Genomic DNA, 24,717 nt, shown 5'->3' with positions numbered 1-24,717 from the left:
AGCAGAGCAATGCAGCAACTCAATCCTTCCGAAATAAGTGAAATTATCAAGGGCCGCATCGACAAGCTCGATGTGACCTCCCAAGCCCGTAACGAAGGCACTGTCGTCAGCGTATCTGACGGCATCGTGCGGATTCACGGTCTGGCCGACGTAATGTACGGCGAGATGATCGAGTTTCCGGGCGGCGTCTACGGTATGGCCCTCAACCTGGAGCAAGACTCCGTAGGTGCCGTTGTATTGGGCGCGTACACCAGTCTGGCTGAAGGCATGAGCGCCAAGTGCACTGGCCGCATCCTGGAGGTTCCGGTTGGTAAGGAACTGCTGGGTCGCGTAGTCGACGCACTGGGTAACCCTGTTGACGGTAAAGGTCCACTGGGCAACACCGAGACCGACGCGGTCGAGAAAGTTGCTCCAGGCGTGATCTGGCGTAAGTCGGTAGACCAGCCTGTACAGACTGGCTACAAGGCTGTCGATGCCATGATCCCAGTCGGCCGTGGCCAGCGTGAGCTGATCATCGGTGACCGTCAGATCGGTAAAACCGCTCTGGCGATCGACGCGATCATCAACCAGAAGAACAGCGGCATTTTCTGCGTCTACGTAGCTATTGGTCAGAAGCAATCGACCATCGCCAACGTGGTTCGCAAGCTGGAAGAAAACGGCGCCCTGGCCAACACGATCATCGTGGCTGCCAGTGCTTCGGAATCTCCTGCGCTGCAATTCCTGGCACCGTACTCCGGTTGCACCATGGGTGAATTCTTCCGCGACCGCGGTGAAGACGCGCTGATCGTTTATGACGATCTGTCCAAGCAAGCAGTGGCTTACCGCCAGATTTCCCTGCTGCTGCGCCGTCCACCAGGCCGTGAAGCTTACCCAGGCGACGTGTTCTATCTCCACTCCCGTCTGCTGGAGCGCGCATCCCGCGTTTCGGAAGAATACGTAGAGAAGTTCACCAACGGCGCAGTGACCGGCAAAACCGGTTCCCTGACCGCATTGCCGATCATCGAAACCCAGGCTGGCGACGTTTCCGCGTTCGTTCCGACCAACGTGATTTCCATCACCGACGGTCAGATCTTCCTGGAATCGGCCATGTTCAACTCCGGGATCCGTCCTGCTGTGAACGCCGGTGTTTCGGTATCCCGTGTGGGTGGTGCCGCTCAGACCAAGATCATCAAGAAGCTCTCCGGTGGTATCCGTACCGCTCTGGCTCAGTACCGTGAACTGGCGGCATTCGCCCAATTCGCGTCTGACCTGGATGAAGCGACCCGTAAGCAACTTGAGCATGGTCAGCGCGTTACCGAGCTGATGAAGCAGAAGCAATACGCCCCAATGTCGATCGCTGACATGGCGTTGTCGCTGTATGCCGCTGAGCGTGGGTTCCTGACCGACGTTGAAATCACCAAGATCGGCAGCTTCGAACAAGCGCTGATTGCTTACTTCAACCGCGATCACGCCGAATTGATGGCGAAGATCAACGTGAAGGGTGACTTCAATGACGATATCGACGCTGGCATGAAAGCCGGCATCGAGAAGTTCAAGGCCACCCAAACCTGGTAAGCCGCAGCGGGAGCCGCAAGGCTCCCGCTTGCTAACCTGATAGGTGTTACATGGCAGGCGCAAAAGAGATTCGCAGTAAGATTGCGAGCATCAAAAGCACGCAAAAAATTACCAGCGCCATGGAAAAAGTGGCGGTCAGCAAAATGCGCAAGGCACAAATGCGCATGGCTGCTAGCCGTCCTTATGCGGAGCGTATCCGCCAGGTAATTGGGCATCTGGCCAACGCCAACCCGGAATACCGCCACCCGTTCATGATCGACCGCGAAGTTAAGCGTGTGGGTTATGTGGTAGTGAGCAGTGACCGTGGTTTGTGCGGTGGTTTGAATACCAACCTGTTCAAGGCCCTGGTCAAGGACATGGCGGTAAACCGCGAAAAGGGCGTCGAGATCGATCTGTGTGTTGTTGGTAGCAAGGGTGCGGCCTTTTTCCGCAACTTCGGCGGTAACGTCGTTGCAGCTATCAGCCACCTGGGTGAAGAGCCGTCGATCAATGATTTGATCGGCAGTGTGAAGGTGATGCTGGATGCGTACCTGGAAGGCCGGATTGACCGCCTGTCCGTGGTATCCAACAAGTTCATCAACACCATGACCCAGCAGCCAACCGTGGAGCAATTGATTCCACTGGTGGCGACTCCGGATCAGGAACTCAAGCACCACTGGGACTACCTCTACGAACCAGACGCCAAAGAGCTGCTTGACGGCTTGATGGTGCGCTACGTGGAGTCGCAGGTGTACCAGGCGGTGGTCGAGAACAACGCAGCTGAACAAGCGGCGCGGATGATCGCGATGAAAAACGCTACCGATAACGCCGGTGATCTGATCAGCGATTTGCAGCTGATCTACAACAAGGCGCGTCAGGCTGCGATCACCCAAGAGATCTCGGAAATCGTCGGCGGCGCTGCCGCGGTTTAACGGTTCAAATATTCAGAGGATCCAGCTATGAGTAGCGGACGTATCGTTCAAATCATCGGCGCCGTTATCGACGTGGAATTTCCACGCGACAGCGTACCGAGCATCTACAACGCGCTGAAAGTACAAGGCGCGGAAACTACTCTGGAAGTTCAGCAGCAGCTGGGCGACGGCGTAGTTCGTACCATTGCGATGGGTTCCACCGAAGGCTTGAAGCGCGGTCTGGACGTTGTCGACACTGGCGCAGCCATCTCCGTACCGGTCGGTAAAGCGACCCTGGGCCGGATCATGGACGTACTGGGCAACCCGATTGACGAAGCTGGCCCGATCGACACCGAAGAGCGCTGGGGCATTCACCGTCCAGCACCTTCGTTCGCCGAGCAAGCTGGCGGCAACGATCTGCTGGAAACCGGCATCAAGGTTATCGACCTGGTTTGCCCGTTCGCCAAAGGCGGTAAAGTCGGTCTGTTCGGTGGTGCCGGTGTAGGCAAAACCGTAAACATGATGGAACTGATCCGTAACATCGCCATCGAGCACAGCGGTTATTCCGTGTTCGCCGGTGTGGGTGAGCGTACTCGTGAGGGTAACGACTTCTACCACGAGATGAAGGACTCCAACGTTCTGGACAAAGTGGCACTGGTTTACGGTCAGATGAACGAGCCGCCGGGAAACCGTCTGCGCGTAGCACTGACTGGCCTGACCATGGCCGAGAAGTTCCGTGACGAAGGTAACGACGTTCTGCTGTTCGTCGACAACATCTACCGTTACACCCTGGCCGGTACTGAAGTATCCGCACTGCTGGGCCGTATGCCTTCGGCAGTAGGTTACCAGCCGACTCTGGCTGAAGAGATGGGCGTTCTGCAAGAACGTATCACTTCGACCAAAGAAGGTTCGATCACCTCGATCCAAGCGGTATACGTACCTGCGGATGACTTGACCGACCCGTCGCCAGCGACCACCTTCGCCCACTTGGACGCCACCGTCGTTCTGTCCCGTGACATCGCTTCCCTGGGTATCTACCCAGCGGTCGATCCACTCGACTCGACTTCGCGCCAGCTGGACCCGAACGTGATCGGCCAGGAGCACTACGACACCGCTCGCGGCGTTCAGTACGTGCTGCAGCGTTACAAAGAACTGAAGGACATCATTGCGATCCTGGGTATGGACGAGCTGTCGGAAGCCGACAAGCAGTTGGTAAACCGTGCTCGTAAGATCCAGCGTTTCTTGTCGCAGCCGTTCTTCGTGGCTGAAGTCTTCACCGGTGCATCGGGTAAATACGTTTCCCTGAAAGACACCATTGCTGGCTTCAAAGGCATCCTCAACGGTGACTACGACCACCTGCCAGAACAAGCGTTCTACATGGTCGGCGGCATCGAAGAAGCGATCGAGAAAGCCAAGAAACTGTAATCCCGGCGCCCGGCAACGGGCGCTCATCAGGTTGAGGCAATCAGATGGCTATGACAGTCCATTGCGATATCGTCAGCGCGGAAGGGGAAATCTTCTCCGGTCTGGTAGAAATGGTGATTGCACACGGCGAACTCGGTGACCTGGGTATTGCCATGGGCCACGCGCCATTGATCACCAGCTTGAAGCCAGGTCCGATCACTCTGACCAAGCAAGGCGGGGAAAAGGAGGTGTTTTACATCTCCGGTGGTTTCCTCGAGGTTCAGCCGAACATGGTCAAGGTACTTGCCGACACCGTGCAACGTGCTGGCGACCTGGATGAAGCCTCCGCTCAGGAAGCCGTCAAGGCTGCCGAGAAGGCCCTGAACGAAAAGGGCGCGGACTTCGACTACAGCGCTGCTGCTGTACGTCTGGCCGAAGCTGCAGCTCAGCTGCGCACGCTCCAGCAGATCCGCAAGAAGTAAGCGGCCCAGCCGCCATGCTTCAAGCGCGATTGATTAAAAAGGGTAGCCTCGGCTACCCTTTTTCTTTTTTAGCAAAACACTTCTCTGGTCTGAAGCCGGACCGTCCAGGATTGGTAGCCATTCATGTCTCTTGAAATTGTCATCCTTGCCGCAGGCCAGGGCACCCGCATGCGTTCGGCCCTGCCCAAGGTGCTGCACCCCGTCGCGGGCAACTCCATGCTTGGCCATGTTATCCACAGCGCCCGGCAACTGGACCCGCAGCGGATTCACGTGGTGATTGGCCACGGTGCCGATGTGGTGCGTGAACGCCTGGCGGCGGATGACCTGAATTTTGTATTGCAGGACAAACAACTCGGTACCGGCCACGCCACCGCGCAAGCCGTGCCGTTCATCAGTGCCGATACGGTGCTGATTCTTTATGGCGACGTGCCGCTGATCGAAGTGGAAACCCTGCAACGCCTGCTCAAGCACGTCGTCCCTGGCCAGATGGGCCTGCTTACCGTCGAGCTGGATGACCCTACCGGCTATGGCCGCATCGTGCGCAATGCCGACGGCAAGGTAGCGGCCATCGTCGAACACAAAGATGCCAGCGAAGCCCAGCGTGCGATTACCGAAGGCAACACCGGCATTCTCGCCGTTCCTGCCAGCAAACTTGCTGACTGGATGAGCCGTTTGTCCAACAACAACGTCCAGGGCGAGTATTACCTCACCGACGTCATCGAAATGGCCGTGAGTGATGGCCTGCTGGTTGCCACCGAGCAGCCCCACGACCCAATGGAAGTGCAGGGCGCCAACGACCGCAAGCAGCTTGCAGAACTGGAGCGCCACTACCAATTGCGCGAAGGCCGCCGCTTGATGGCCCAAGGGGTGACCTTGCGTGACCCGGCGCGTTTTGATGTACGCGGCGAGGTCACCGTGGGCCGCGACGTGCTGATTGATATCAACGTGATCCTCGAAGGCCGGGTGATCATTGAAGACGACGTGGTGATTGGCCCGAACTGCGTGATCAAGGACAGCACCCTGCACAAAGGCGTGGTGGTCAAAGCCAACAGCCATATTGAAGGTGCGGTGATGGGCGAGGGCAGTGATGCTGGTCCGTTTGCACGCCTTCGTCCAGGCAGCGTGCTGGAAGCCAAGGCCCATGTGGGTAACTTTGTGGAACTGAAAAACGCTCACTTGGGCGAGGGCGCCAAGGCCGGCCACCTCACCTATCTGGGTGACGCAGTGATCGGCGCGCGCACTAACATCGGTGCTGGCACCATTACCTGCAACTACGATGGCGCAAACAAGCACCAGACGGTACTGGGCGAAGATGTGTTTATCGGCTCTAACAATTCACTGGTTGCGCCAGTAAAAGTGGGCGACGGCGCCACCACGGCCGCCGGCTCAACCATCAACCAAGATGTGGATAACTTGCAGCTCGGCGTAGCCCGCGCTCGCCAGCGCAACATCGACGGTTGGAAACGCCCGGTCAAAATCAAAAAGACCTGAGTTATCCACAGAGTCGAAATCAGCACCGTTCAAATGTGGGAGCGGGCTGCTCGCGAAAGCGTCGGTTCAGGCACTGAAAAGTTGACTGACACACCGCATTCGCGAGTAAGCCCGCTCCCACATTTTGCTCAGTGTTGTGTCAAAAAGACTTTTCGATCTGCTTGACGATTTCCTGCCAATAGGTTTTGATTGCCTTCGTTATCTTTCGAAACGAAACTTAAGACCATCATGTCGAAACGAAATACGCCCCAACGACGCCACAACATTCTGACGATGCTCAATGAACAGGGCGAAGTCAGCGTGGACGAGTTGGCCAAGCGTTTCGAAACTTCGGAAGTGACTATCCGCAAGGACCTGGCCGCTCTTGAGAGCAACGGCCTGTTGCTGCGCCGTTACGGTGGCGCGATCACCATGCCTCAGGAACTGGTGGGTGATGCCGCCCAGCCGATTTCGGCCTACAAGCGCGCCATCGCCCGTGCAGCCGTCATGCGTTTACGTGAACACGCGCGCATCATCATCGACAGCGGCAGCACCACCGCCGCCATGATCCCCGAGCTGGGCCACCAGCCAGGTCTGGTCGTCATGACCAACTCGCTCCACGTGGCCAGCGCCTTGAGCGAACTGGAACACGAGCCGGTGCTGTTGATGACGGGCGGCACCTGGGACCCGCATTCGGATTCGTTCCAGGGCCAGGTCGCCGAGCAAGTGCTGCGCTCCTACGACTTTGATCAATTGTTCATCGGCGCTGACGGCATCGATCTGGCGCGCGGTACTACCACCTTCAACGAATTGCTGGGCCTGAGCCGTGTGATGGCCGAGGTCGCCCGTGAAGTGGTGGTGATGGTCGAGTCCGACAAGATCGGCCGCAAGATTCCCAACCTGGAACTGCCCTGGAGCAGCGTCCATACCCTTATTACCGATGATCGCCTGCCGCTTGAGGCCCGCGACCAGATCCAAGCCCGCGGCATTACGTTGATATGCGCGGCAATCATCTAGGAGACATACCATGTGTGGAATTGTAGGCGCAGTCGCTGAACGCAACGTCACCGCTATCTTGCTCGAGGGCCTCAAGCGCCTGGAATACCGCGGCTACGACAGCGCCGGTGTGGCGGTTTTCACCAACGCCGGCAAGCTCGAGCGAATGCGTCGCCCGGGCAAGGTCGCTGAGCTGGAGCAAGCGCTGCTCGGCGAGCCGCTGGTCGGCCGTCTCGGCATTGCTCACACCCGCTGGGCCACCCATGGGGCGCCGTGCGAACGCAATGCCCACCCGCACTTCTCCGGTGACCTGGCGGTGGTGCACAACGGCATCATCGAAAACCACGAAGTGCTGCGCGAACAGCTCAAGGGCCTGGGCTATGTGTTCACCTCGGACACCGACACCGAAGTCATCGCCCACCTGCTGAACCACAAGCTCAAGGACCTCGGCGACCTGACGGTTGCTCTCAAGGCCACCGTCAAGGAACTGCACGGCGCCTATGGCCTGGCCGTGGTCAGCGCCAGCCAACCCGACCGCGTGGTTGCTGCGCGCAGTGGCAGCCCGTTGGTGATCGGCCTCGGCCTGGGGGAAAACTTCCTCGCCTCCGACCAACTGGCCCTGCGCCAGGTCACCGACCGCTTCATGTACCTGGAAGAAGGCGATATCGCCGACATCCGCCGTGAAAGCGTGGCGATCTGGGACGTCAACGGCAATTCCGTCGAACGCGAAGCCGTGCAATACCGCGACGGCGCCGAAGCTGCCGACAAAGGCGCATTCCGCCACTTCATGCTCAAGGAAATCCACGAGCAACCGGCCGTGGTGCAGCGCACCTTGGAAGGTCGCCTGGGTGACAGGCAAGTACTGGTCAACGCTTTCGGCCCGCAAGCGGCCGAGCTGTTCGCCAAAGTGCGCAATGTACAGATTGTCGCCTGTGGCACCAGCTATCACGCCGGTATGGTTGCCCGTTACTGGCTGGAAGAACTGGCCGGCATTCCGTGCCAGGTCGAAGTCGCCAGCGAATTCCGCTACCGCAAGGTGGTGGTGCAGCCAGACACCCTGTTTGTGACCATCTCCCAGTCCGGCGAAACCGCCGACACCCTGGCCGCACTGCGCAACGCCAAAGAGCTGGGCTTCCTCGGTAGCCTGGCCATCTGCAACGTCAGCATCAGCTCCCTGGTGCGCGAGTCCGACTTGACCCTGTTGACCCAGGCCGGTCGCGAAATCGGCGTGGCGTCCACCAAAGCCTTCACCACCCAGCTTGTGGGCCTGTTGTTGCTGACCCTGTCCCTGGGCCAGGTTCGCGGCACCCTCGCCGAAGGCGTCGAAGCCACTCTGGTCGAAGAACTGCGCCGCCTGCCAACCCGCCTGGGCGAAGCCCTGGCCATGGACAGCACCGTAGAAAAAATCGCCGAACTGTTTGCCGACAAAAACCACACCTTGTTCCTCGGCCGTGGCGCGCAGTACCCGGTGGCGATGGAAGGCTCGCTGAAACTCAAGGAAATCTCGTACATCCACGCCGAAGCCTACCCGGCCGGTGAGCTGAAACACGGCCCGCTGGCCCTGGTGGATGACGACATGCCGGTGGTGACCGTTGCGCCGAACAACGAACTGCTGGAAAAACTCAAATCCAACCTGCAGGAAGTGCGTGCCCGTGGCGGCCAACTGATCGTGTTCGCCGACGAGAAAGCCGGCATGACCAACGGTGAAGGCACCCACGTCATCAACATGCCGCACATCCACGACACCCTGTCGCCGATCCTCTACACCATCCCGCTGCAGTTGCTGTCGTACTACGTGGCGGTGCTCAAGGGCACCGACGTCGACCAACCGCGCAACCTGGCGAAGTCGGTGACGGTGGAGTAATCCCCCAAGCGCCTGGAGGCCGTCGTGGTTTTGAACAATAAAGATTGACACAAAACAATAAAGTTTGACACTGATGAACATAGATTGACACAAGGCTCAACCCCCCGTATCTACAGGGGTTTTCCTTTCCAGGCTTTCCCTTTGGTCTGGATTCATCGCTTCAACTTTCAGCGGGTGTAGTCTGGAAAATGTTTTGAATACGGCCGCTTTGGCAGTCGTGTCCTTCTACGACTTTTTCTCGACGCGAGGTGAAGCGGTCCGCATCGACTGAGGAGGCGTGGGTTGCGAGGTCGTAAGTTTGCATCACAGCAGGACATTGAACGGCACATTGCAAATGGATTTGGCGAAGGCGCCGGGGCAAGCTACGTGCCTTGGCTGCGGGTACAAGATGTCCCGTCGATAGGTCGTTCGCACAAGATTCAAGGTGTGAAGATCGAGAGAATTCATCACCTACTGTCAGATCTCGAGCGTTCGTACTTCCTTGTGTGTGAATTTTCTGAAGACGTCGTGGATATCCGAGAGCAATACCCTTTACTACCCACAGAGCGTGCGCAAGCGATAGCGTCGGCGATAGCTGTACGCTATCCAAGATACCCTAGAACAACACTGCCTTATGTGATGACAACAGACTTCCTGTTAACTGTTAAAGATCCGAGCGGAAACTTCAAATCGGTAGCTAGGACGGTGAAGTATCGTTCCGATTTAATTGGCAACAGAAGTAAAAGAACGCTTGAGAAACTTGAGATTGAAAAGCGCTTTTGGGAAAGCCAAGGTGTTGATTGGAAAATCGTAACAGACGAGTTTTTTACACGAGATTTGATAAAAAATATTGGACTAATCAGGAGATACTCGAAGCTCTCTCGTGATTTAATGAAACTGCCGTTGCATTCGAATTTTATTGAGTGCCTAGTGAACAGCCGGGAATATTCGTGGACCTTGGCCACCTGTCTAAGAAAAATAGCATCCCTTCTGTCAATTTCCTATATAGACGCTCAAGCAATTTTCTTTCATCTGGTTTGGACCAAGATACTGAAAATAGATTTGGTTAACACTCCTCTCCATCTTACTGGTCTAGTTCCTGACTTCGAAGTTTCCGCGAGCCCTGTCCAAGTATCGTTGAAGGAGAAAATGTCATGACTGTTCTCGTTAATGACGTTTTCGAGCCTGTAACCGATCTGTCGGTCATCTCTACGATAGCCAGGCTCCTTTACCAGGATGAAACGCGTGACTTAGCAGTTGTGATAGATCTAGCTGACCCACCCCGGCAGCCGTACGCGGTTGGTCTGGAGGAGCTGCGTCGCTCGATAGCATCTGGTCACACCAAACCAGCAGCCATCACCACGCCCGAGTTTATGCTTGTGCTTGAGGAACAGTTGGATGAGAGAGCCAAGCAAGGCCGGGACGAAAAGTGGGCCGTTATCGCCCCTCTATTAGATCCTGAATACCCGGGACAAATATTTGTACGAGGTGAGTTAGGCCGGCTTGTTAGCAGACGGGCGTCAGAGCTCGGAATCCAGCGGAAAACGATCTATCGGCTTCTTTACCGATATTGGTTTTATGGTCAAGTTCGCAACTCATTGCTTAGTAATTATACGGCGGTAGGTGTTGCGGATAGAAAATATGATCCAAGTAGGCCACCAGGGCGAAAGCCTAAATTTCAAGGCGTTCTTACTTCGCCTTCCAAGATGCTTAGTGCGGTTGATAAACGATGCATCCGTGTTGGGTATGCTCTATATGTAAGAGATAAGAAATCTTCTATTTCGAGCGCATATGACGAAATGTTGAGACGATTCTACTCAGTTCGAGACATCTCTAAAAACAGTGAAGAAGAGCTTCGTTTGTTGCCTGGTTCAGAACTCCCCAGCTTGAGGCAGTTCCAATATTGGGGACAGATTTTTTTCGACGAGATTGAAACCGAGCGTGGCCGTAAAGGATTGAGGAGATGGTTAAAAGACTGCCGTCCGCTTTCAGGTACCGTTCGCGATTGGCTGCGTGGACCCTGTCATCAGTTCGAGATCGACGCGACTATTGCCGATATTTATTTGGTCAACAGCTACTCCAGGCGGATGCTCATTGGCCGGCCCGTAGTTTATATCGTTGTGGATAGCTTCTCCGGAATGATTGCTGGTCTCTATGTAGGATTGGAGGGCCCTAGTTGGAATGGGGCCAGGCAAGCGCTGTTCAACGCATTTACCTCCAAAGTCGAGTTCTGCGCTCAGAACGGCGTCGAAATCAATGCAGATGATTGGAATTGTCACCACCTGCCCCACCAGATTTACGCCGACCGAGGAGAGATGCTGTCACTCGCAGCAGAGGGGCTATCGTCAGGATTGGGAATTGAGATGGGCACTGCTCCGCCTTATCGGCCGGATTGGAAGCCTATGGTGGAAAGTCGGTTTGGCATTTTGAATGATTTGACGGGTATCAGATGGCTACCTGGCGGGGTAGCAGCGCGAGACAAAGAGCGAGGCGAGCGAGACTACCGGCTCGATGCCACGCTGAATCTCAAAGAGTTCACCCAAATCCTCATCAAGTGCGTACTCCACTATAACGGGCACCATCGACAGCCTGAACGACTGACTCAGGCGATGATGAATGACGGCGTTGAACCTACACCCAACGGGATATGGAATTGGGCCTGCGACAACGACCTGATCGAATCCAACAAACGTCCTGACGAGCTGGTTTACCTCCATCTCTTGCCTCGCGAGCGCGCGACCGTTCAAAAGGGCGGGGTGATGTTTCGCGGCATGCACTACGTGTGTGATATGGCCATAGAGAAAGATTGGTTTGCCAAGGCTCGCAAAGGGGGCGTTTGGTCAATAGAGTGTTGGTTCGATCCGAACTCTGCGGCACACATTTGGATTCAGGGAGAGGCCAAGCAGTTTATCCGTTGTGATCTTCGACGATCGGATGCCGGTTACGCGAATTACCGCTCGGACGAGATTTTTGATCTGCTCGAAGCCTATCGCCAAAAACCGCCTACTCGCCGGCGAGCCGAGCTGGAAAGCCGTGTGCAGCTTAGCGATCAGGTCCACCAGATCATCAGTCATGCACTCGCAGAACGAAAACTGGAACCTGCTCCGCCCACCAAGGCAGAGGCCACTGGAAACATCCGCGAGAACCGCGCAGAAGAACGTCTCCGTGAGCGTGAAAATGCTGTTGTTCCTGAAGGCGTTAGGGCGGAGCCAGCTTCACTTCAATCTGAATTGACACCGAAAGCGCATGATTCATATGCCGGCGAGCGCACTGCGCAGGTTATCGATTTGCTCAAAAGAATTCGGCCAGGACAGGCAAAATGAAAGGTGCACAGACGTTTGCCAATTACGTCAGACAGGACATTAGTGAGTATGCGGGTAACCCGCTTATCGAAGCTTTGCCTCCGATATTGTCTGAGGCGGCGGCTGTTGAGCTGATCTCGAATTTTCCTCAGCCGGTGGATCCGAAAGAGCTGACGCTCGAAGGAGCCACTCGAATTCACTGTATCGACCGGCTAAGAACCGTGGTACAGCCGTTTTTGCTACATCTGGAACTGGAGGCCCTGTTCTCACTGCTCATTCGTCGAGGGTATGTTGGGCGTAACCCGATGTCGCCCGCTACCGTCCGGCATTTGCATTCTTTATCTGGGGCTCAGCGTTACCACGATGCGTTCAAGTCCACTGCAGAAACGTTTACCGTCGTTGGCCTGAGCGGCATTGGCAAGTCAACGGCACTCCACGCCATTTTGAGCCTTTATCCACAGACAATCCGTCATGAGCGCTATGAAGGAAAGCAGTTTGTTCATACCCAAATCACATGGCTGAAGCTTGACTGCCCTCGGGATGGATCGCTGGCTGGATTTTGTCAGCAGTTTTTTTATGCGGTGGGTGACGCTCTGGGAGACAAGGACTACCACAAGCGCTACAGGCATCGAAACATCAATGATGCGCTGCAACAAATGGAGCAGGTGGCCAGCACGTTTTTCATCGGCGCCTTATTGATCGACGAGCTGCAAAACCTCCACCTGGCGAAAACCGGTGGTAAGGAGAGCATGCTGAATTTTTTTCTGCATTTGGTAAATAACATTGGGATCCCGGTCGTTTTCAGTGGCACGAATTCGACGATTAGCCTGTTCTCAGAAGCCATGCGGACTGCCCGCCGAGTCTGTGGTGCCGGCACGCTCGAATTCAAACGATTCGAAAAGGATGATGAGGAGTGGCGGTTGTTGGTCGAAAATCTCTGGAGCTATCAGTGGTGCAAGCAGATTGCTGAGCTGACCGACGAGATTTTTGACACGCTGTATGAGCACACTCAAGGCGTCACAGATTTCTTGGTCAAGCTGCTGGTATTGAGTCAGCGTTATGCGGTCCAGAGTGGCTCGGAGTGTTTGACTGCTGAGATCCTGGTGAAGGTAAGCAACTCAAAAATGCAGATTCTAAAGCCAGCCCTTTCAGCTCTGCGTAGCCGAGATCCGAAGCGGATGCGACAGTTCGACGATTTGCTGCCGATCGAGGATCAGCTGAGCGAAATGATGGTCTTCGATGGTTTGGCACGAGAGGATCGCCTTGCCTTGCTTCGAAGCGTTGTATCCCGTGAGAAGCCGGCAGACCCATCTCCAAGCATTCTTGCGAAAGACCACCCATCGCCGATTGCTACTGCTGTGGAAAACTCAGAGGCTAAAGCGCTCAGCGAACATGACGCTCCTCTCGAAGCTCTGCGCGCTTCGGGCTGGCTCAACGAGGACCTTTTTGAGTTCTCACCGATGTATCACAAAGCGTGAGTCGGAGGGTGGTGAAGTGCACCTTAAACTCCATTTCTTCCCTGCCGCGTTTCCCGACGAGACGCTGCACAGCGTGATTTCTCGCTATGCCCGTCTTTGTGGTGTTCGTAATTGCCAAGCAGCATTTGCCGGACTGAAATCGGCGGCAGCATTTTCGCAAAATGTGGCATTCCCGAGTCACTTAGGGGATTTTGTCGATGCACTACCCAGCGGTACCGAGCTATCGGTAGCCGAGGTCCTCATGCGCCACACATTATTACCCTACTATGCGCCGTTTTTGAGGATGAGCCAGGTTGAACACGCTCGGACGCTGATGACCGCTGATGGGAAAGGTTTGATGTTAAAGCTGGGCGTCAACGCGAGCCGTATTGGATTCGCCTCCCGAGTGCGGTTATGCCCAGAATGTATCGCCCAAGATCAGGCTCAACGGGGAGTTGCTTACTGGCACAGGGTACACATGCTTCCAGGCGTGCTGGTATGTCCGCATCACGGCACGTCACTCAGGATTCTTGATCCTCGCTGGTCCAGCCGCAGCTCTCGACAACTTAATCTGCCGAGTGATGAGAATGTGCAAGCACACACGGTACTTCTCGACACCCCGTTGCGGTGTATGCCGCCGCTTCACGAAATAGCGTTGCGTTCGCTTCAGGTCATAGAGTCTGAAGTCAATGCTTTGTCGGCGGAGGCGGTGCGCTACACGCTTTTACAAAGGGCGACGCAGCTCAACCTTGCCTCTGATAACCATCGCTTGCACCTGCACATGCTGGCGCAGCACATGGCCGATTTTTTTGCCGCACTCCCGCGTGAATGGGAATTTTCTATACTCGGAGATGTTCGTGCAGGTACACCCGCCTCATGGGTCACGAAGCTGCTTCGTACGCCTATAACCTCCCACCATCCGCTCAAATACATTTTATTGGCCGGTGCTCTGGGCATTGAAATGGTGAGCTTGCTGCATGGTCAATGCCCAGTGAAACAGGCGGTGGCATGTGATCCGAAAGCTCACATTCGGCTTCTCGCGCGCCTTTCTCCGGTGATGCCTAGTAAAGGCCTGGACTGTTCGTCAGCCGCTGTGTGGAAACATGCTCTTGAAGGAGCTGATGCCAAAAAGATCGCTGCCGTTCTAGGCGTTTCATCAGCGTATGTCTATCGTCACATCCGAAATGTACCCGGTGGGCAAGATGCTTGGAGGGAGGCACGATTTCACATTGAGCTATGCGCAAGACGCGCGGCTTTCGAGGCTGATTATCGATGTTACAAAGCACATGCATGCAGGGGGTATGCATGGCTGTATCGTCACGATAGACAGTGGCTTTCGGAGTCAACTGCAAACCCAAGCCCACATCGTACGCCTCGTCTAAATAGCACCGAAATGTTCGCTGCCCTCGATGCGAGACTGGCCGGCGAAGTCCGTCAGTGTGCCGACACGCTTTATGCTCTCGCGGGTAAGCCTGTCCGCATTTCGCGTACCAGGATTGGTCGGGAGCTTCATGTTCTTTCTCGCTTCGAAAAGCAGCTCTGCAAGCTTCCTCTCTGTGCAGCAATGCTCGAAAAAGTATGTGAACCAATCGAAGGCTTTCACGATAGGCGTCTGCGATGGGCTAGACGCCAATTGTTCTCGGAGGGCAAGCCTATATCACGTTCTTCGCTCTACAGGGTCGCGAGCATTCGGCCCCCGCTGTAATCCAGCCGGGCATTCCCTCCATCTAAAAAAAGTTCTAAATCAATTCACCGTGAACACATTGTTTTTCTGTTAATGAAAATTTACACCCACCAGAATAGCGCCGGCATACGCTGGATGATTACAATCATCATCTAAAACGTATTAACCCGCGATCACCCGAAATAGTTTTGCAATCGCCATTGGCTGACCTACACGGGTTATCGATACGTGTTCTGTATTTCAAGCAGTACGGGCGCGGCGGGGTTTAGATGAATTTACTACGATTCAAAGTTGAGCGGCTGTGTAATTTCCAAATCCAGACCGGATACAGAATTTTACGGGTTGCATATATACTGCCCCCGGATGCACGTTCTCTTCGACCCCTACCTTTAATTGGTAAATGATGTCTGATCTATTATTTTTTCCCGTGTCGATGCCGGATGAAATGCTGCACTCTCGTGTCACCCGCTATCACTATCTGTCAGGCAATAGAACCGCGGCAGAAACCTACCGCGATTTGTTCGCATCGAAACCCTTTTGCATTGGTGGCATCGTACCCAAGCAGATCGAGAGGCTCGCGCACAGGCTGCCGGGGCAATCGGAGAGCAATCTCGCAGAGCTGATCAGTAGCAATACTACTTTTCCTGCTTACCGGCCGTTTCTTGGGGTTAAGCAGGGGCCGGAGAACAACGAAGGACCGCTGGGTTATGACGGGGTGGTACGGGTGCCCCGCAGAGAAGAGTCCACCCATGGCAAGGCTAAGCTTTGTCCTACCTGCGTTCAGGAAGATTTGATTGAGCGGGGTTCTGCCTACTGGCATCGATCTCACCAGATACCCGGTGTTGCCGTCTGTTGGCGTCATGGCGACGCATTGATCCATGCCTGCCCCGAATGCTCTCGCCCGTTCTACCGTAAATTGAAACTGCTTCCCAATCTGACTGAGCCATGCGCATGCGGCTGGAGCCCGTTAAACAGCGCAGCAATACACAAGGGTTCAAAGATGGAACAGAAAGTCGCTCTGTTCGCACACGATATCTTGCAACGCAATATTCCTCCGATAGGCAGCACGGTATTGAGTTCGTGCTACGTCCGCCAGTGCAAGAAGCGCGGATTCATTTTCGGAAAAAATGCGGGCATTGCGAAACTATTCGACAGCATCCAAAGCGCTTACGGCGATGAACTTTTGGCGCAGATTGATCCAGCCTACAACAACGGAAAGCATGAGCAATGGATCCGGCTCAAATCAGATAAAGGTCAGCTAAATATGCCGCTCGCGCGGCATTTGATCATTGCTCTTCATTTGTTTTCCAGTGCAGATAACTTTGAAGAGGCTCTGAAGAATGAGTCTATCCTGCTGAGTGCCTCTGTTTCTACGCGAGTTCCCAAAGGCGAACAATCGCTTCCTAACCAAAAAACTAGATATCGCCAAAAAATTGAGTTGCTTTTAGCGCTGCGTACCGACGCCGATGTCGAGTACCTCTGGAAGAAGGCGTACAAACCTACGCAATGGATTCTAGAAAATGATAACGCATGGTTAATGGCAAAACTCCATGCACCTAAAAAACCTACAGTTACGGTCGAAAAGTCCGTCGACTCAAGAGACGGCGCCTATGCAGCCCTTATCGAAGCGGGCGTAGATGAGCTGTATAAAGTTACGAAAGATCCGAAGAGAGTGAACATTCGGAATTTGCAATCGCTACTCCCAGGTTCGTTACCTCATGAGCTGGATCTACGCAAGCAGAGGTTCCCCCTTACTTATCAACAGATCAAGATTCATCAGGAGTCAGTATGGCATTTCCGTCTAAGAACTTTGGTGTGGACTGTCTCTGAACTCATCAGGATGAAGCTCCCCGTGAATTACTCGACGGTAAGATTGACCTCAGCGGTATCAAGCAAGGTTTTCCTGGTTTTTTCCAGTTTCTTCGAGTGGGATCTGGAAAGCCTGGCCAGAACAGGGGTCGACGCAGAGGCCTTGCTCAGATCTACCGGCGTATCAAGGAATTGGGAGGGACCACCGGTTTCAATAAGCTTTTGAGGGCATCTGTGTTCCGTTAGCTTCTGCCAACCTTTGGTGATAACAAAAATGCCATCTGGCTTGAAAGCGTAAACGCGGAGTAGGGTCCACCTTTCACATTAGTAACCTTCGCGGCAGCTTTCTGAAAGCTTTCACTTGTTACTCTTTAACTCAGAAAATTGAGCTTTAGGAGAAAATCATGAAAGCAATGACAGCAATGAAAGCGTTTTGCGCCGCTTCGATTTTGACCTTATCTTCATTAGCCATGGCTGAAGGAGGCGGTGACCGTGTGTATGGTCGGATGATGCAAGAGAACCAACAGGCAATGGAGCAGTACGCCTTAGAAAACGGAAAGGCGATACCTGAAGTTGTTCATTATGAATATGGAATGAACCTTGATGTCCAGAAGGTAATCAGTACCACTCAGGCCAATAAAACCTGCGGCGTAGCCCCTTCGCGCATGACTTATGAAGATTCGGCGGGCAAGATCAACACCTTGGAGTACATGGTCATGGGCACAAACTGCCCGCACGGAAGCTAGTAGAGATAAGCGATGTCTGCACCAGACTACTCGATATATTTTTAGGCATGCTTACTGTTCGCTGACATAGAAGTAATTTTCAGGTCACGCTGGAGTTATCTATTGTATGAAATTATGTCTGCCGGCGCGTAGAGGAAACCCTCACGTGCCGGTGGCTTTTATAATGATAAAAATATTTCACAAAGAAACTCTGCCAAGCTAAAGCCTGGAGTGTTAAATGAACAATAAAAGCTTTTACAGTCTTTCTCTCATTGCCCTTGGCATGAGCATGGGGCAAGTTGCAGTGGGCGTTGAACAAAAGCCTGAAGGGTTCATTGAGGGGAGCACCTTTAGTATTCTCAATCGAAATCTTTATTTCAATCGAGATTATCGAAAAGGCCAGTCAAGTCCTACGGGCAATGGCTACTCAGCAGAGTGGGCTCATGGCATTATCGGTCGTTTTGAGTCTGGTTTTACACAAGGCGCCGTCGGGTTCGGCATCGATGCGTTTGCAATGGAAGGCCTCAAGCTTGACTCAGGCGATGGTCGCTCGGGAGCTCGAAGTTCAGTCGATGTCTTGCCGCACAACAGTAAAGGCCAACCTGAAGACTCCTATTCAAAAGTAGGCGGCGCCGCAAAGGTCCGTTTCCTGGATACAGTCGTCAAGGTAGGGGATGTCTTTCCGTCGACTCCTGTCGTGGCGTATGGGGATTCCCGACTCCTCCCGGAAAGTTTCCGTGGTGCAACGTTTACCAACACCAGCATCAAAGACCTGACCCTTCAGGGTGGTCGGCTGCATGCGATGAGCCAACCCAACTCCAGTGGCATGCGTGATGGCTTTTCGACTTTCTACGCCGGGGCGGTTGATGCTCCGTGGATTGCTTATCTAGGGGGCGATTACACCGTCAATGAGCACGTAGGTGTAAGTCTTTACACCAGCCAATTCAAGGATGTTTGGAACCAGTATTACGCGGGCACCACATTGAGCTATCCACTCTCAGACAGCGTATCGCTGATCGGTGGCTTTAATTATTACCGAGCCGTTGATGAGGGAAAAAAACTTCTGGGGAGCTTCGATAACAACATCTGGAGCGGCAAGACCGGGGTCAAATTCGGAGCTCATACGGTGACCGTCGGGTATCAGCGTAACAATGGCAACGACGACTTTGACTACCTACGTCAATCAGATTCGATTTTCTTGGATAACTCTATTCAGTACAGCGACTTCAACTCCCCGAAAGAGCAATCTTTGCAGCTACGCTATGATCTAGATATGCAGGCTTTCGGCATCCCCGGTCTTAGCTTCATGACTCGTTACGCGAAGGGTTGGGACGCGGACTATTCCAACGCGAACAGCGTGTACATGCGTCGCGGAGCGGATGGTGCCCCATTACAGGACCAAAAGCGTTGGGAGCGAGACATTGAGGCTAAGTACGTCATCCAGTCAGGTTCTCTGAAGGATATGTCTTTGCGTGTTCGCCAGGCAACGACACGAGCCACCGATTTCGAATCTGATTTGGACGAGGTCCGACTGATTGTCGAATATCCACTGCAACTCCTTTAACGGGCGCTAGCCCTCGGCATCAGGTGTCCGATTAACAGATACACCCCGTCTCTTTGTTTCTCCTTTGGTTTTGGAGACGGCTTAGGCGCCCTAGTGGCGCCTTTTTTTGTGGACTGTCGTTACAGTTTATTTGTCTTAGCCGTCGTTCCAGTGTTCGCACTATGGGGCCAACTACTGTACTGAGTCGCTTTTGCGGAAGATGACGTCTTGCTTGAGAGGCCTCATAGCCTATCCCTGAGTTGTACGGGGTTCTGCGCGATCCAAGGCTAGGGCATTCAGATAATCCTACAGAGACCCGCCATCTAAGCGTGACTGAGGGGCGTATCTGCTCCTCGACTTTATTGGTTTTGCCCAGCAAAACGATATTGTTTCGATTGCAGATTTTATTGCAGCAACGCTGCCGGTCGGAAGGCTTCCACGGCACGCTTGTATGGTTCGTTGGAGCATGTGATGATGCACTCAATATAGGCAGGGGGGGTATGGTATGGGTCATTTGAGATCAAGCAAAGACAATCTTCTTAAACGCGTGAAGCGCATCGCTGGGCAGATCCAGGCGATTGAGCGAGCACTCGACTCTGATGATGACTGCTCCAAAACCTTGCTTTTGGTCGCTTCGACCCGTGGCGCTATTAATGGGCTGATGGATGAAATCATCGAAGATCACGCTCGTGAACACGTCGCGAATCCCACACTCAGCAACGAAGAAAGAGCGAAAGGCGTCGATGAGCTTCTCGAAGCCATTCGCCGCTATTCCAAATAGGATTTACCCAAATGAGTAATGCGTACATCGACTTTTCCCACGACCATATGTTCCTTGGGAAATCACATGAAGAAAACGCAAAGCGAACCTTGTGGGTAGTGGCTCTGACCGTCGTAATGATGGTTGCTGAAATCACTGCCGGTTATCTCACTGGCTCAATGGCATTGCTGGCAGATGGTTTTCACATGGCAACGCACGCCGGAGCACTTGGCATAGCCGCAGCTGCTTACGGTTACGCAAAAAGACATGCCTCAAGTGCGCGCTACAGTTTTGGAACTGGCAAGGTGGGAGACCTGGGTGGCTTCGCCTCTGCTCTGATTTTGGGACTGGTCTCCTTGGGAATTGCCGGAGAGTCGCTATTTCGTCTCTTTCAACCGACTCAAGTGCAATTCGGAACAGCGACTTTTATCGCAATTGTAGGATTAGCAGTGAATGTGGTGAGCGCGCTTTTGCTGTCTGGTGGTCATGATCATCACCATGGGCATGACCACGGCCACGATGAATCTCACCATGCGCATGGTCACGACAATAATTTGCGCTCTGCTTACGTTCACGTCATTGCAGATGCACTGACTTCGGTTCTGGCCATCGCAGCACTGCTTGCTGGTCGATACCTTGGCTGGGTATGGCTCGATCCTGCAATGGGGATTGTGGGTGCAGTTGTCATTGCGCGCTGGGCTTGGTCGTTGATGCGGGTGACTGCGGGTGTATTGCTCGATCAGACAGATGATCATGTCGCTGAAGAGATTCGTGAACTGGTTGAGCAACCGGGAGATGCTTCGATCATTGATCTTCATGTCTGGCAGGTGGGGCCGCAAGCCCGCGCTGCGATTGTGAGTGTTCTGGGCAGCCCAGCAGTGAATGCGGAAAACATACGAGAACGGCTTGCAACGGTTCATGAGATCACTCATTTGACAGTTGAGTACCGCACGAAGTTGGTCGCTGATTCACCCGATCAGCTCGCCGTGCTTGCTTCGCAATGAACCCGTAGCACGTAGAGTTCGACGAGGAATTGAACAATGGCCAAGGACATCGAAAATCCCTGTATCTCTGTTTGCCAGCTGAACAGCGAACTGTGCGTCAGCTGCGGTCGCACCAAGGAAGACATCAAAAAATGGAAACGAATGAAGCGTCCAGAAAAAATGGCCTCTGTACAACGGGCGACCCTGCGCCTGAAAAGCGTGCAAAAAAAGAACTCTTAAACCACCGTCATTTACATTTTCAACTTTTTCAGCCGAGACAGATGTCCTGGTTTAGGAGGGCAAGCTGAGGGGCAACGCCATTTCCAAACCGATCACTATCGCGGTCAGCAATCTGCTGCGCATTGCGTGTCACGGCGTCATCACCAATTACTTGAACTCATCTAAAATTGTTATTGAGGACAGCGGTGCGGGGTTATCCGATGTGGTTTAAGTGCGCCTGTACAACTGTTGCTGATCGTCCTTGGCGAATTGTTTGAGAATAATGTCGACAGAGCAAGTCCCACTGCATGGCCATGAACGGTGACCATGCTGTAACGGGATGGATCGGGGGGGTTAGTTTTCGGGGTATTCAGCAATGACCTGATCTGTGCCAGCTTTGTTCCGGCCGATGATCTGGTAAGCCTCATGCACTCCGTCGACTTCCATTCCTGGAGAACCTGCTGGCATACCAGGGGCGGCGATTCCGAGAAGGTCGTCACGTTTGCTCATCGCAATTATTTGCTCGGCAGGCACGTGACCTTCAACAAACTTTCCGTTGATCATCGCAGTGTGGCAAGACGAGAGTCGTGGAGCGACCCCCAGATCTTGTTTGACAGCACTCATGTTGGTCTCTACATGATCTATGACGGTGAAGCCATTGGCCTCAAGATGCTGAATCCACTTCTTACAGCATCCGCAGTTAGCATCTCGGTGAACATCGATGGCCAACGCCTGTGCTGCTTGAGCGGTTGAACCGATGAACAGTGCGGCGAACGTTGCGATACGCAGAAATCGACTTGAGAGTCGGAAGCTACCTGTCATGGATATTTCCTTTTCCCTTGGCGGCGGCGAGATGAATGCCGCTGCAAAGGTTTGGTTGAAGGTATTATATTTGAGTCGGGGAGCCGCCCCCCTGTTATTCAAAAATCGTAGGGCTTTTGCTCAAACCACTCAGAACCACATCCGAATACCGGCTACAAATCGAGCCTCGTTGGTCTTTTCCCCTTCATCGCTGGCCAGGTCGGCGGTCTTGCCGTAGGAGCGATTCCAGGTAACCCCGACATAAGGGGCAAATTGGCGAACAATCTCGTAACGCAACCGGAACCCTACTTCGGTGTTGGCCAATCCAGATCCTATGCCGCGCTGGGGATCATTTTTTCCATACATGTTTACTTCGACTGTCGGCTGTAAGATCAGGCGATTTGTCAGCAGGATGTCGTAATCGCCTTCAAATCGAGCAGCGGTTTGACCGTTTTCACCGATATAGGCAGTCGCTTCAGCTTCAAAGTTATAGAGGGCCATGCCCTGAATACCGAGCGCTCCCCATGTTTGAGGCGACCCGGGTTTGAAGTCTTGCCGAACGCCCGTGACGACATCCCACCATGGACCGATGGCGTGCCCCCAGAGTGCTTGGAGTTCGGCGTTTTCCGTCACGCCATTGGTACGTTCACCTTCCGAACGCAGCCACAGGCGATCAACGTCACCGCCGATCCACCCTTTGGCATCCCAGGCCAACGCACTCCCGTTGTCAGCGTCTTGGTACTCAAACTTATCCAGAAGGATGAACGAGTTGATTTTTTTGTCGTGTACACCATGACCTGCCACATCTGGAAAGGCGGCTGCACGGTCAGCGTCGGTAAGTACGGGGACAGGGGTTCGGCTTGTGGTCGTAGCCCCTCCAGCCATGCTTTCCATACCGTCCATTTGCCCGTCGTCCATGCTCATCTTGCTGTGATCCATGGCCCCCATCTTGTTATGGTCCATAGTTCCCATTGAGCCGTGGTCCATCTTGGAGTGATCCATTGCGCCATCTTTTGCTTTGGCTGGTTTGGATTTCTGCGCAGTTGAAGGCTTCGCGTTCGCACTTGATGGCATCGCCATCGACGGATCCATCTCCTCAGCAGCTTGGGCCATGAAGAAAAATGCAGGACTGGTAGAGACTGCAAGTGCCATCAACGTTGGGCGTAAAAATTTACTGGTCATGATCTCAATCTGCCTTTTTGGTTTTTTGGTCATGATCCATCGACTCATGGCTCATCTTGCTATTGTCCATTGCCCCGTGATCTAGCTTCGAATCGTTCGCCGTCATTGCTGGCTTGTCCGTTGCTGTAGCAGGAACATTGGTTGAATGATCGCTGCCATTTTCTTGTGCCAGCACCATGGGCGGGAGTCCACCCAGCAGGCCAACGGCAAAGAGGCAACCCACCAGGGAATTACGATTAAGGTATGTGCTCACAGATCGTCTCCTTTACTCATCAACCCGTACTTCACGGAACATGCCCATTTCCATATGGAAAAGCAGGTGGCAGTGATAGGCCCAACGGCCTAAGGCATCAGCGGTAACTCGATAGCTGCGTTTGGTACCTGGCGGCATATCGATCGTGTGCTTGCGCACCATGAACTTGCCGTTCTCATCCTCGAGGTCACTCCACATGCCGTGAAGGTGGATGGGGTGGGTCATCATGGTGTCGTTCACCAAGGTGATGCGCAGACGCTCACCGTACTTCAGGCGAAGCGGCTCGGCGTCAGAGAATTTTATGCCGTTAAACGACCACGAAAACTTCTCCATGTGACCGGTCAAATGAAGCTCGATGGTACGATTTGGCTCGCGGCCGTCAGGGTCTTGGAAAGTGCTTTTCAAGTCGGAGTAAGTGAGCACTCGACGACCATTATTCCGCAAGCCTATTCCAGGATCGTTTAGTTTTGGCGTTGGATTCATGGCTTGCATGTCAACCAGGGGGTTGTTGGTTTCGGAGGCAGGGTGTGTCTGCATTTCTCCACCCATACCGCCCATGCCAGCCATCCCTGACATATCACCACTACCCATTCCAGCCATCTTGCTGTGGTCCATCCCGGCCATGCTGGACATGTCGCCTTTGTCCATGCCCGCCATCTTGCTGTGATCCATACCCGCCATGTTAGTCATGTCACCGCTGTCCATGCCGGTCATCCCGGTCATCCCGGTCATGTCGCTTTGGTCCATACCGGTCATCTTGCTGTGGTCCATGCCAGCCATGCCCGACATTTCACCTGACTTCTTCTCGGCGCCGCCCATACCGGCCATGCTGCCATGGTCCATACCAGCCATACCGCCCATCCCCATGTCATCCATAGTGACGATTGGACGTGGATCTATAGCAGGTACCTGAGCAACTAGCCCTTCACGAAGTGCGAGGGTTCCGCGTGCATAACCCGTCCGATCCATAGACTGGGCGAAGATGGTGTAAGCCTCTTCACTGGCAGGCTCTACGATCACGTCATACGTTTCAGCTACGGCGATGCGGAATTCGTCAACGCTCACTGGGTTCACGTGTTGGCCGTCGGCGGCCACAACGGTCATTTTCAAACCAGGAATGCGGACGTCGAAATAGCTCATCGCCGAGCCGTTGATAAAGCGTAGGCGTAGCTTCTCACCCGGCTTGAAAATACCGGTCCAGTTACCGTTGGGCGCCTGGCCATTCATGAGATAGGTGTAAGTATCTGCGCTGACGTCTCCAAGGTCGGTTGGGCTCATGTTCATTTCAGCCCACATCTTCCTGTCAGCTACTGTTGCTAACCAACCTTGCTTACTGACATCGTCGATGAAATCACCAACA

The 24,717-nt window shown here is 53.9% G+C and carries 21 protein-coding genes; 17 read left to right on the top strand and 4 right to left on the bottom strand.

The genetic code is table 11. From position 1 onward, the window contains the following. Positions 1-9 precede the first annotated feature (9 nt). From atpA to A7D21_RS20540, 17 genes are all read left to right on the top strand, one after another. Positions 10-1,554, top strand: coding sequence for a F0F1 ATP synthase subunit alpha (gene atpA, locus A7D21_RS20625; RefSeq protein ID WP_053258793.1), 1,545 nt, complete (start codon positions 10-12; stop codon positions 1,552-1,554). Positions 1,555-1,604: 50 nt separating this feature from the next. Next, positions 1,605-2,465: a F0F1 ATP synthase subunit gamma gene (atpG, locus tag A7D21_RS20620; RefSeq protein WP_010207685.1), complete on the top strand. Its 861-nt coding sequence runs from the start codon at positions 1,605-1,607 to the stop codon at positions 2,463-2,465. 27 nt (positions 2,466-2,492) lie between these two features. Then, entirely contained in the window at positions 2,493-3,869 is a 1,377-nt protein-coding gene (atpD, locus tag A7D21_RS20615; protein WP_017135118.1) for a F0F1 ATP synthase subunit beta, read from the top strand. Positions 3,870-3,913: 44 nt separating this feature from the next. After that, a complete protein-coding gene (locus A7D21_RS20610; protein WP_003177061.1) occupies positions 3,914-4,330 on the top strand; it encodes a F0F1 ATP synthase subunit epsilon in 417 nt (138 codons plus the stop codon). Positions 4,331-4,453: 123 nt separating this feature from the next. Then, complete coding sequence (gene glmU / locus A7D21_RS20605) at positions 4,454-5,821, top strand: bifunctional UDP-N-acetylglucosamine diphosphorylase/glucosamine-1-phosphate N-acetyltransferase GlmU (RefSeq protein WP_053258792.1); 1,368 nt, start codon at positions 4,454-4,456, stop codon at positions 5,819-5,821. A gap of 225 nt (positions 5,822-6,046) precedes the next feature. Then, the gene (locus A7D21_RS20600; RefSeq protein WP_169876596.1) at positions 6,047-6,817 is read left to right on the top strand and encodes a DeoR/GlpR family DNA-binding transcription regulator; all 771 of its coding nucleotides are present in this window, start codon (positions 6,047-6,049) and stop codon (positions 6,815-6,817) included. A 10-nt stretch (positions 6,818-6,827) separates the two neighbouring features. Beyond that, on the top strand, positions 6,828-8,660 hold the full coding sequence (glmS, locus tag A7D21_RS20595; RefSeq protein ID WP_069552552.1) for a glutamine--fructose-6-phosphate transaminase (isomerizing): 1,833 nt from the start codon (positions 6,828-6,830) through the stop codon (positions 8,658-8,660). Positions 8,661-8,942: 282 nt separating this feature from the next. Beyond that, positions 8,943-9,797 carry a TnsA endonuclease N-terminal domain-containing protein gene (locus tag A7D21_RS20590; RefSeq protein ID WP_010567715.1) on the top strand — a complete coding sequence of 285 codons (855 nt, stop codon included), beginning with the start codon at positions 8,943-8,945 and terminating at the stop codon, positions 9,795-9,797. Further along, positions 9,794-11,962, top strand: coding sequence for a Mu transposase C-terminal domain-containing protein (locus tag A7D21_RS20585; protein ID WP_010567714.1), 2,169 nt, complete (start codon positions 9,794-9,796; stop codon positions 11,960-11,962). Before A7D21_RS20590 ends, A7D21_RS20585 begins: the two co-directional genes overlap by 4 nt. After that, the gene (locus A7D21_RS20580; RefSeq protein WP_017848908.1) at positions 11,959-13,419 is read left to right on the top strand and encodes an ATP-binding protein; all 1,461 of its coding nucleotides are present in this window, start codon (positions 11,959-11,961) and stop codon (positions 13,417-13,419) included. The genes A7D21_RS20585 and A7D21_RS20580 overlap by 4 nt, the downstream gene beginning before the upstream one ends. 16 nt (positions 13,420-13,435) lie before the next feature. Beyond that, on the top strand, positions 13,436-15,103 hold the full coding sequence (locus tag A7D21_RS34530; protein ID WP_081610198.1) for a TnsD family Tn7-like transposition protein: 1,668 nt from the start codon (positions 13,436-13,438) through the stop codon (positions 15,101-15,103). A gap of 382 nt (positions 15,104-15,485) precedes the next feature. After that, on the top strand, positions 15,486-17,117 hold the full coding sequence (locus tag A7D21_RS34525; RefSeq protein WP_236326729.1) for a TniQ family protein: 1,632 nt from the start codon (positions 15,486-15,488) through the stop codon (positions 17,115-17,117). Between the two features lie 187 nt (positions 17,118-17,304). Beyond that, a complete protein-coding gene (locus A7D21_RS20560; RefSeq protein ID WP_034101776.1) occupies positions 17,305-17,637 on the top strand; it encodes a DUF2790 domain-containing protein in 333 nt (110 codons plus the stop codon). A gap of 217 nt (positions 17,638-17,854) precedes the next feature. After that, on the top strand, positions 17,855-19,180 hold the full coding sequence (locus A7D21_RS20555; RefSeq protein ID WP_010565095.1) for an OprD family porin: 1,326 nt from the start codon (positions 17,855-17,857) through the stop codon (positions 19,178-19,180). 484 nt (positions 19,181-19,664) lie between these two features. Beyond that, entirely contained in the window at positions 19,665-19,940 is a 276-nt protein-coding gene (locus A7D21_RS20550; protein ID WP_010565096.1) for a metal/formaldehyde-sensitive transcriptional repressor, read from the top strand. A gap of 11 nt (positions 19,941-19,951) precedes the next feature. Then, positions 19,952-20,923 carry a CDF family Co(II)/Ni(II) efflux transporter DmeF gene (gene dmeF / locus A7D21_RS20545; RefSeq protein ID WP_010565097.1) on the top strand — a complete coding sequence of 324 codons (972 nt, stop codon included), beginning with the start codon at positions 19,952-19,954 and terminating at the stop codon, positions 20,921-20,923. 36 nt (positions 20,924-20,959) lie between these two features. Further along, positions 20,960-21,142, top strand: a complete 183-nt coding sequence (locus A7D21_RS20540; protein ID WP_069552550.1) for a DUF1289 domain-containing protein — start codon at positions 20,960-20,962, stop codon at positions 21,140-21,142. A gap of 333 nt (positions 21,143-21,475) precedes the next feature. Here A7D21_RS20540 and A7D21_RS20535 read toward each other — a convergent pair whose 3' ends face one another. The 4 genes from A7D21_RS20535 to A7D21_RS20525 all read right to left on the bottom strand — a co-directional run. Next, entirely contained in the window at positions 21,476-21,943 is a 468-nt protein-coding gene (locus A7D21_RS20535) for a DUF411 domain-containing protein (RefSeq protein ID WP_010565099.1), read from the bottom strand. 129 nt (positions 21,944-22,072) lie between these two features. Continuing rightward, complete coding sequence (locus tag A7D21_RS20530; RefSeq protein ID WP_017848904.1) at positions 22,073-23,137, bottom strand: copper resistance protein B; 1,065 nt, start codon at positions 23,135-23,137, stop codon at positions 22,073-22,075. Continuing rightward, the gene (locus tag A7D21_RS35455; RefSeq protein ID WP_130926104.1) at positions 23,109-23,357 is read right to left on the bottom strand and encodes a hypothetical protein; all 249 of its coding nucleotides are present in this window, start codon (positions 23,355-23,357) and stop codon (positions 23,109-23,111) included. Before A7D21_RS35455 ends, A7D21_RS20530 begins: the two co-directional genes overlap by 29 nt. A gap of 12 nt (positions 23,358-23,369) precedes the next feature. Then, positions 23,370-24,717, bottom strand: a 1,348-nt coding sequence (locus tag A7D21_RS20525; protein ID WP_069552549.1) for a multicopper oxidase domain-containing protein, incomplete at its 5' end; no start/stop codon positions are given.

The organism is Pseudomonas sp. AP19, from assembly GCF_001728855.1.
GTDB classification, from domain to species: Bacteria; Pseudomonadota; Gammaproteobacteria; order Pseudomonadales; family Pseudomonadaceae; genus Aquipseudomonas; species Aquipseudomonas fluorescens.
Note: the sequence above shows the minus strand (reverse complement) of the source record. Positions and strands in the feature narration are given on the sequence as shown.

Bases quoted from the DNA above. Each gene is read 5' to 3' on its own strand.
- A7D21_RS20560 (WP_034101776.1), top strand. From the start codon at position 17,305: ATGACAGCAATGAAAGCGTTTTGCGCCGCTTCGATTTTGACCTTATCT.
- A7D21_RS20530 (WP_017848904.1), bottom strand. From the start codon at position 23,137: ATGACCAAAAAACCAAAAAGGCAGATTGAGATCATGACCAGTAAATTT.
- A7D21_RS20535 (WP_010565099.1), bottom strand. From the start codon at position 21,943: ATGACAGGTAGCTTCCGACTCTCAAGTCGATTTCTGCGTATCGCAACG.
- A7D21_RS34525 (WP_236326729.1), top strand. From the start codon at position 15,486: ATGTCTGATCTATTATTTTTTCCCGTGTCGATGCCGGATGAAATGCTG.
- A7D21_RS20550 (WP_010565096.1), top strand. From the start codon at position 19,665: ATGGGTCATTTGAGATCAAGCAAAGACAATCTTCTTAAACGCGTGAAG.
- A7D21_RS20580 (WP_017848908.1), top strand. From the start codon at position 11,959: ATGAAAGGTGCACAGACGTTTGCCAATTACGTCAGACAGGACATTAGT.
- dmeF (WP_010565097.1), top strand. From the start codon at position 19,952: ATGAGTAATGCGTACATCGACTTTTCCCACGACCATATGTTCCTTGGG.
- atpA (WP_053258793.1), top strand. From the start codon at position 10: ATGCAGCAACTCAATCCTTCCGAAATAAGTGAAATTATCAAGGGCCGC.
- atpD (WP_017135118.1), top strand. From the start codon at position 2,493: ATGAGTAGCGGACGTATCGTTCAAATCATCGGCGCCGTTATCGACGTG.
- A7D21_RS20540 (WP_069552550.1), top strand. From the start codon at position 20,960: ATGGCCAAGGACATCGAAAATCCCTGTATCTCTGTTTGCCAGCTGAAC.
- glmS (WP_069552552.1), top strand. From the start codon at position 6,828: ATGTGTGGAATTGTAGGCGCAGTCGCTGAACGCAACGTCACCGCTATC.
- atpG (WP_010207685.1), top strand. From the start codon at position 1,605: ATGGCAGGCGCAAAAGAGATTCGCAGTAAGATTGCGAGCATCAAAAGC.
- A7D21_RS20555 (WP_010565095.1), top strand. From the start codon at position 17,855: ATGAACAATAAAAGCTTTTACAGTCTTTCTCTCATTGCCCTTGGCATG.
- A7D21_RS20610 (WP_003177061.1), top strand. From the start codon at position 3,914: ATGGCTATGACAGTCCATTGCGATATCGTCAGCGCGGAAGGGGAAATC.
- glmU (WP_053258792.1), top strand. From the start codon at position 4,454: ATGTCTCTTGAAATTGTCATCCTTGCCGCAGGCCAGGGCACCCGCATG.
- A7D21_RS20585 (WP_010567714.1), top strand. From the start codon at position 9,794: ATGACTGTTCTCGTTAATGACGTTTTCGAGCCTGTAACCGATCTGTCG.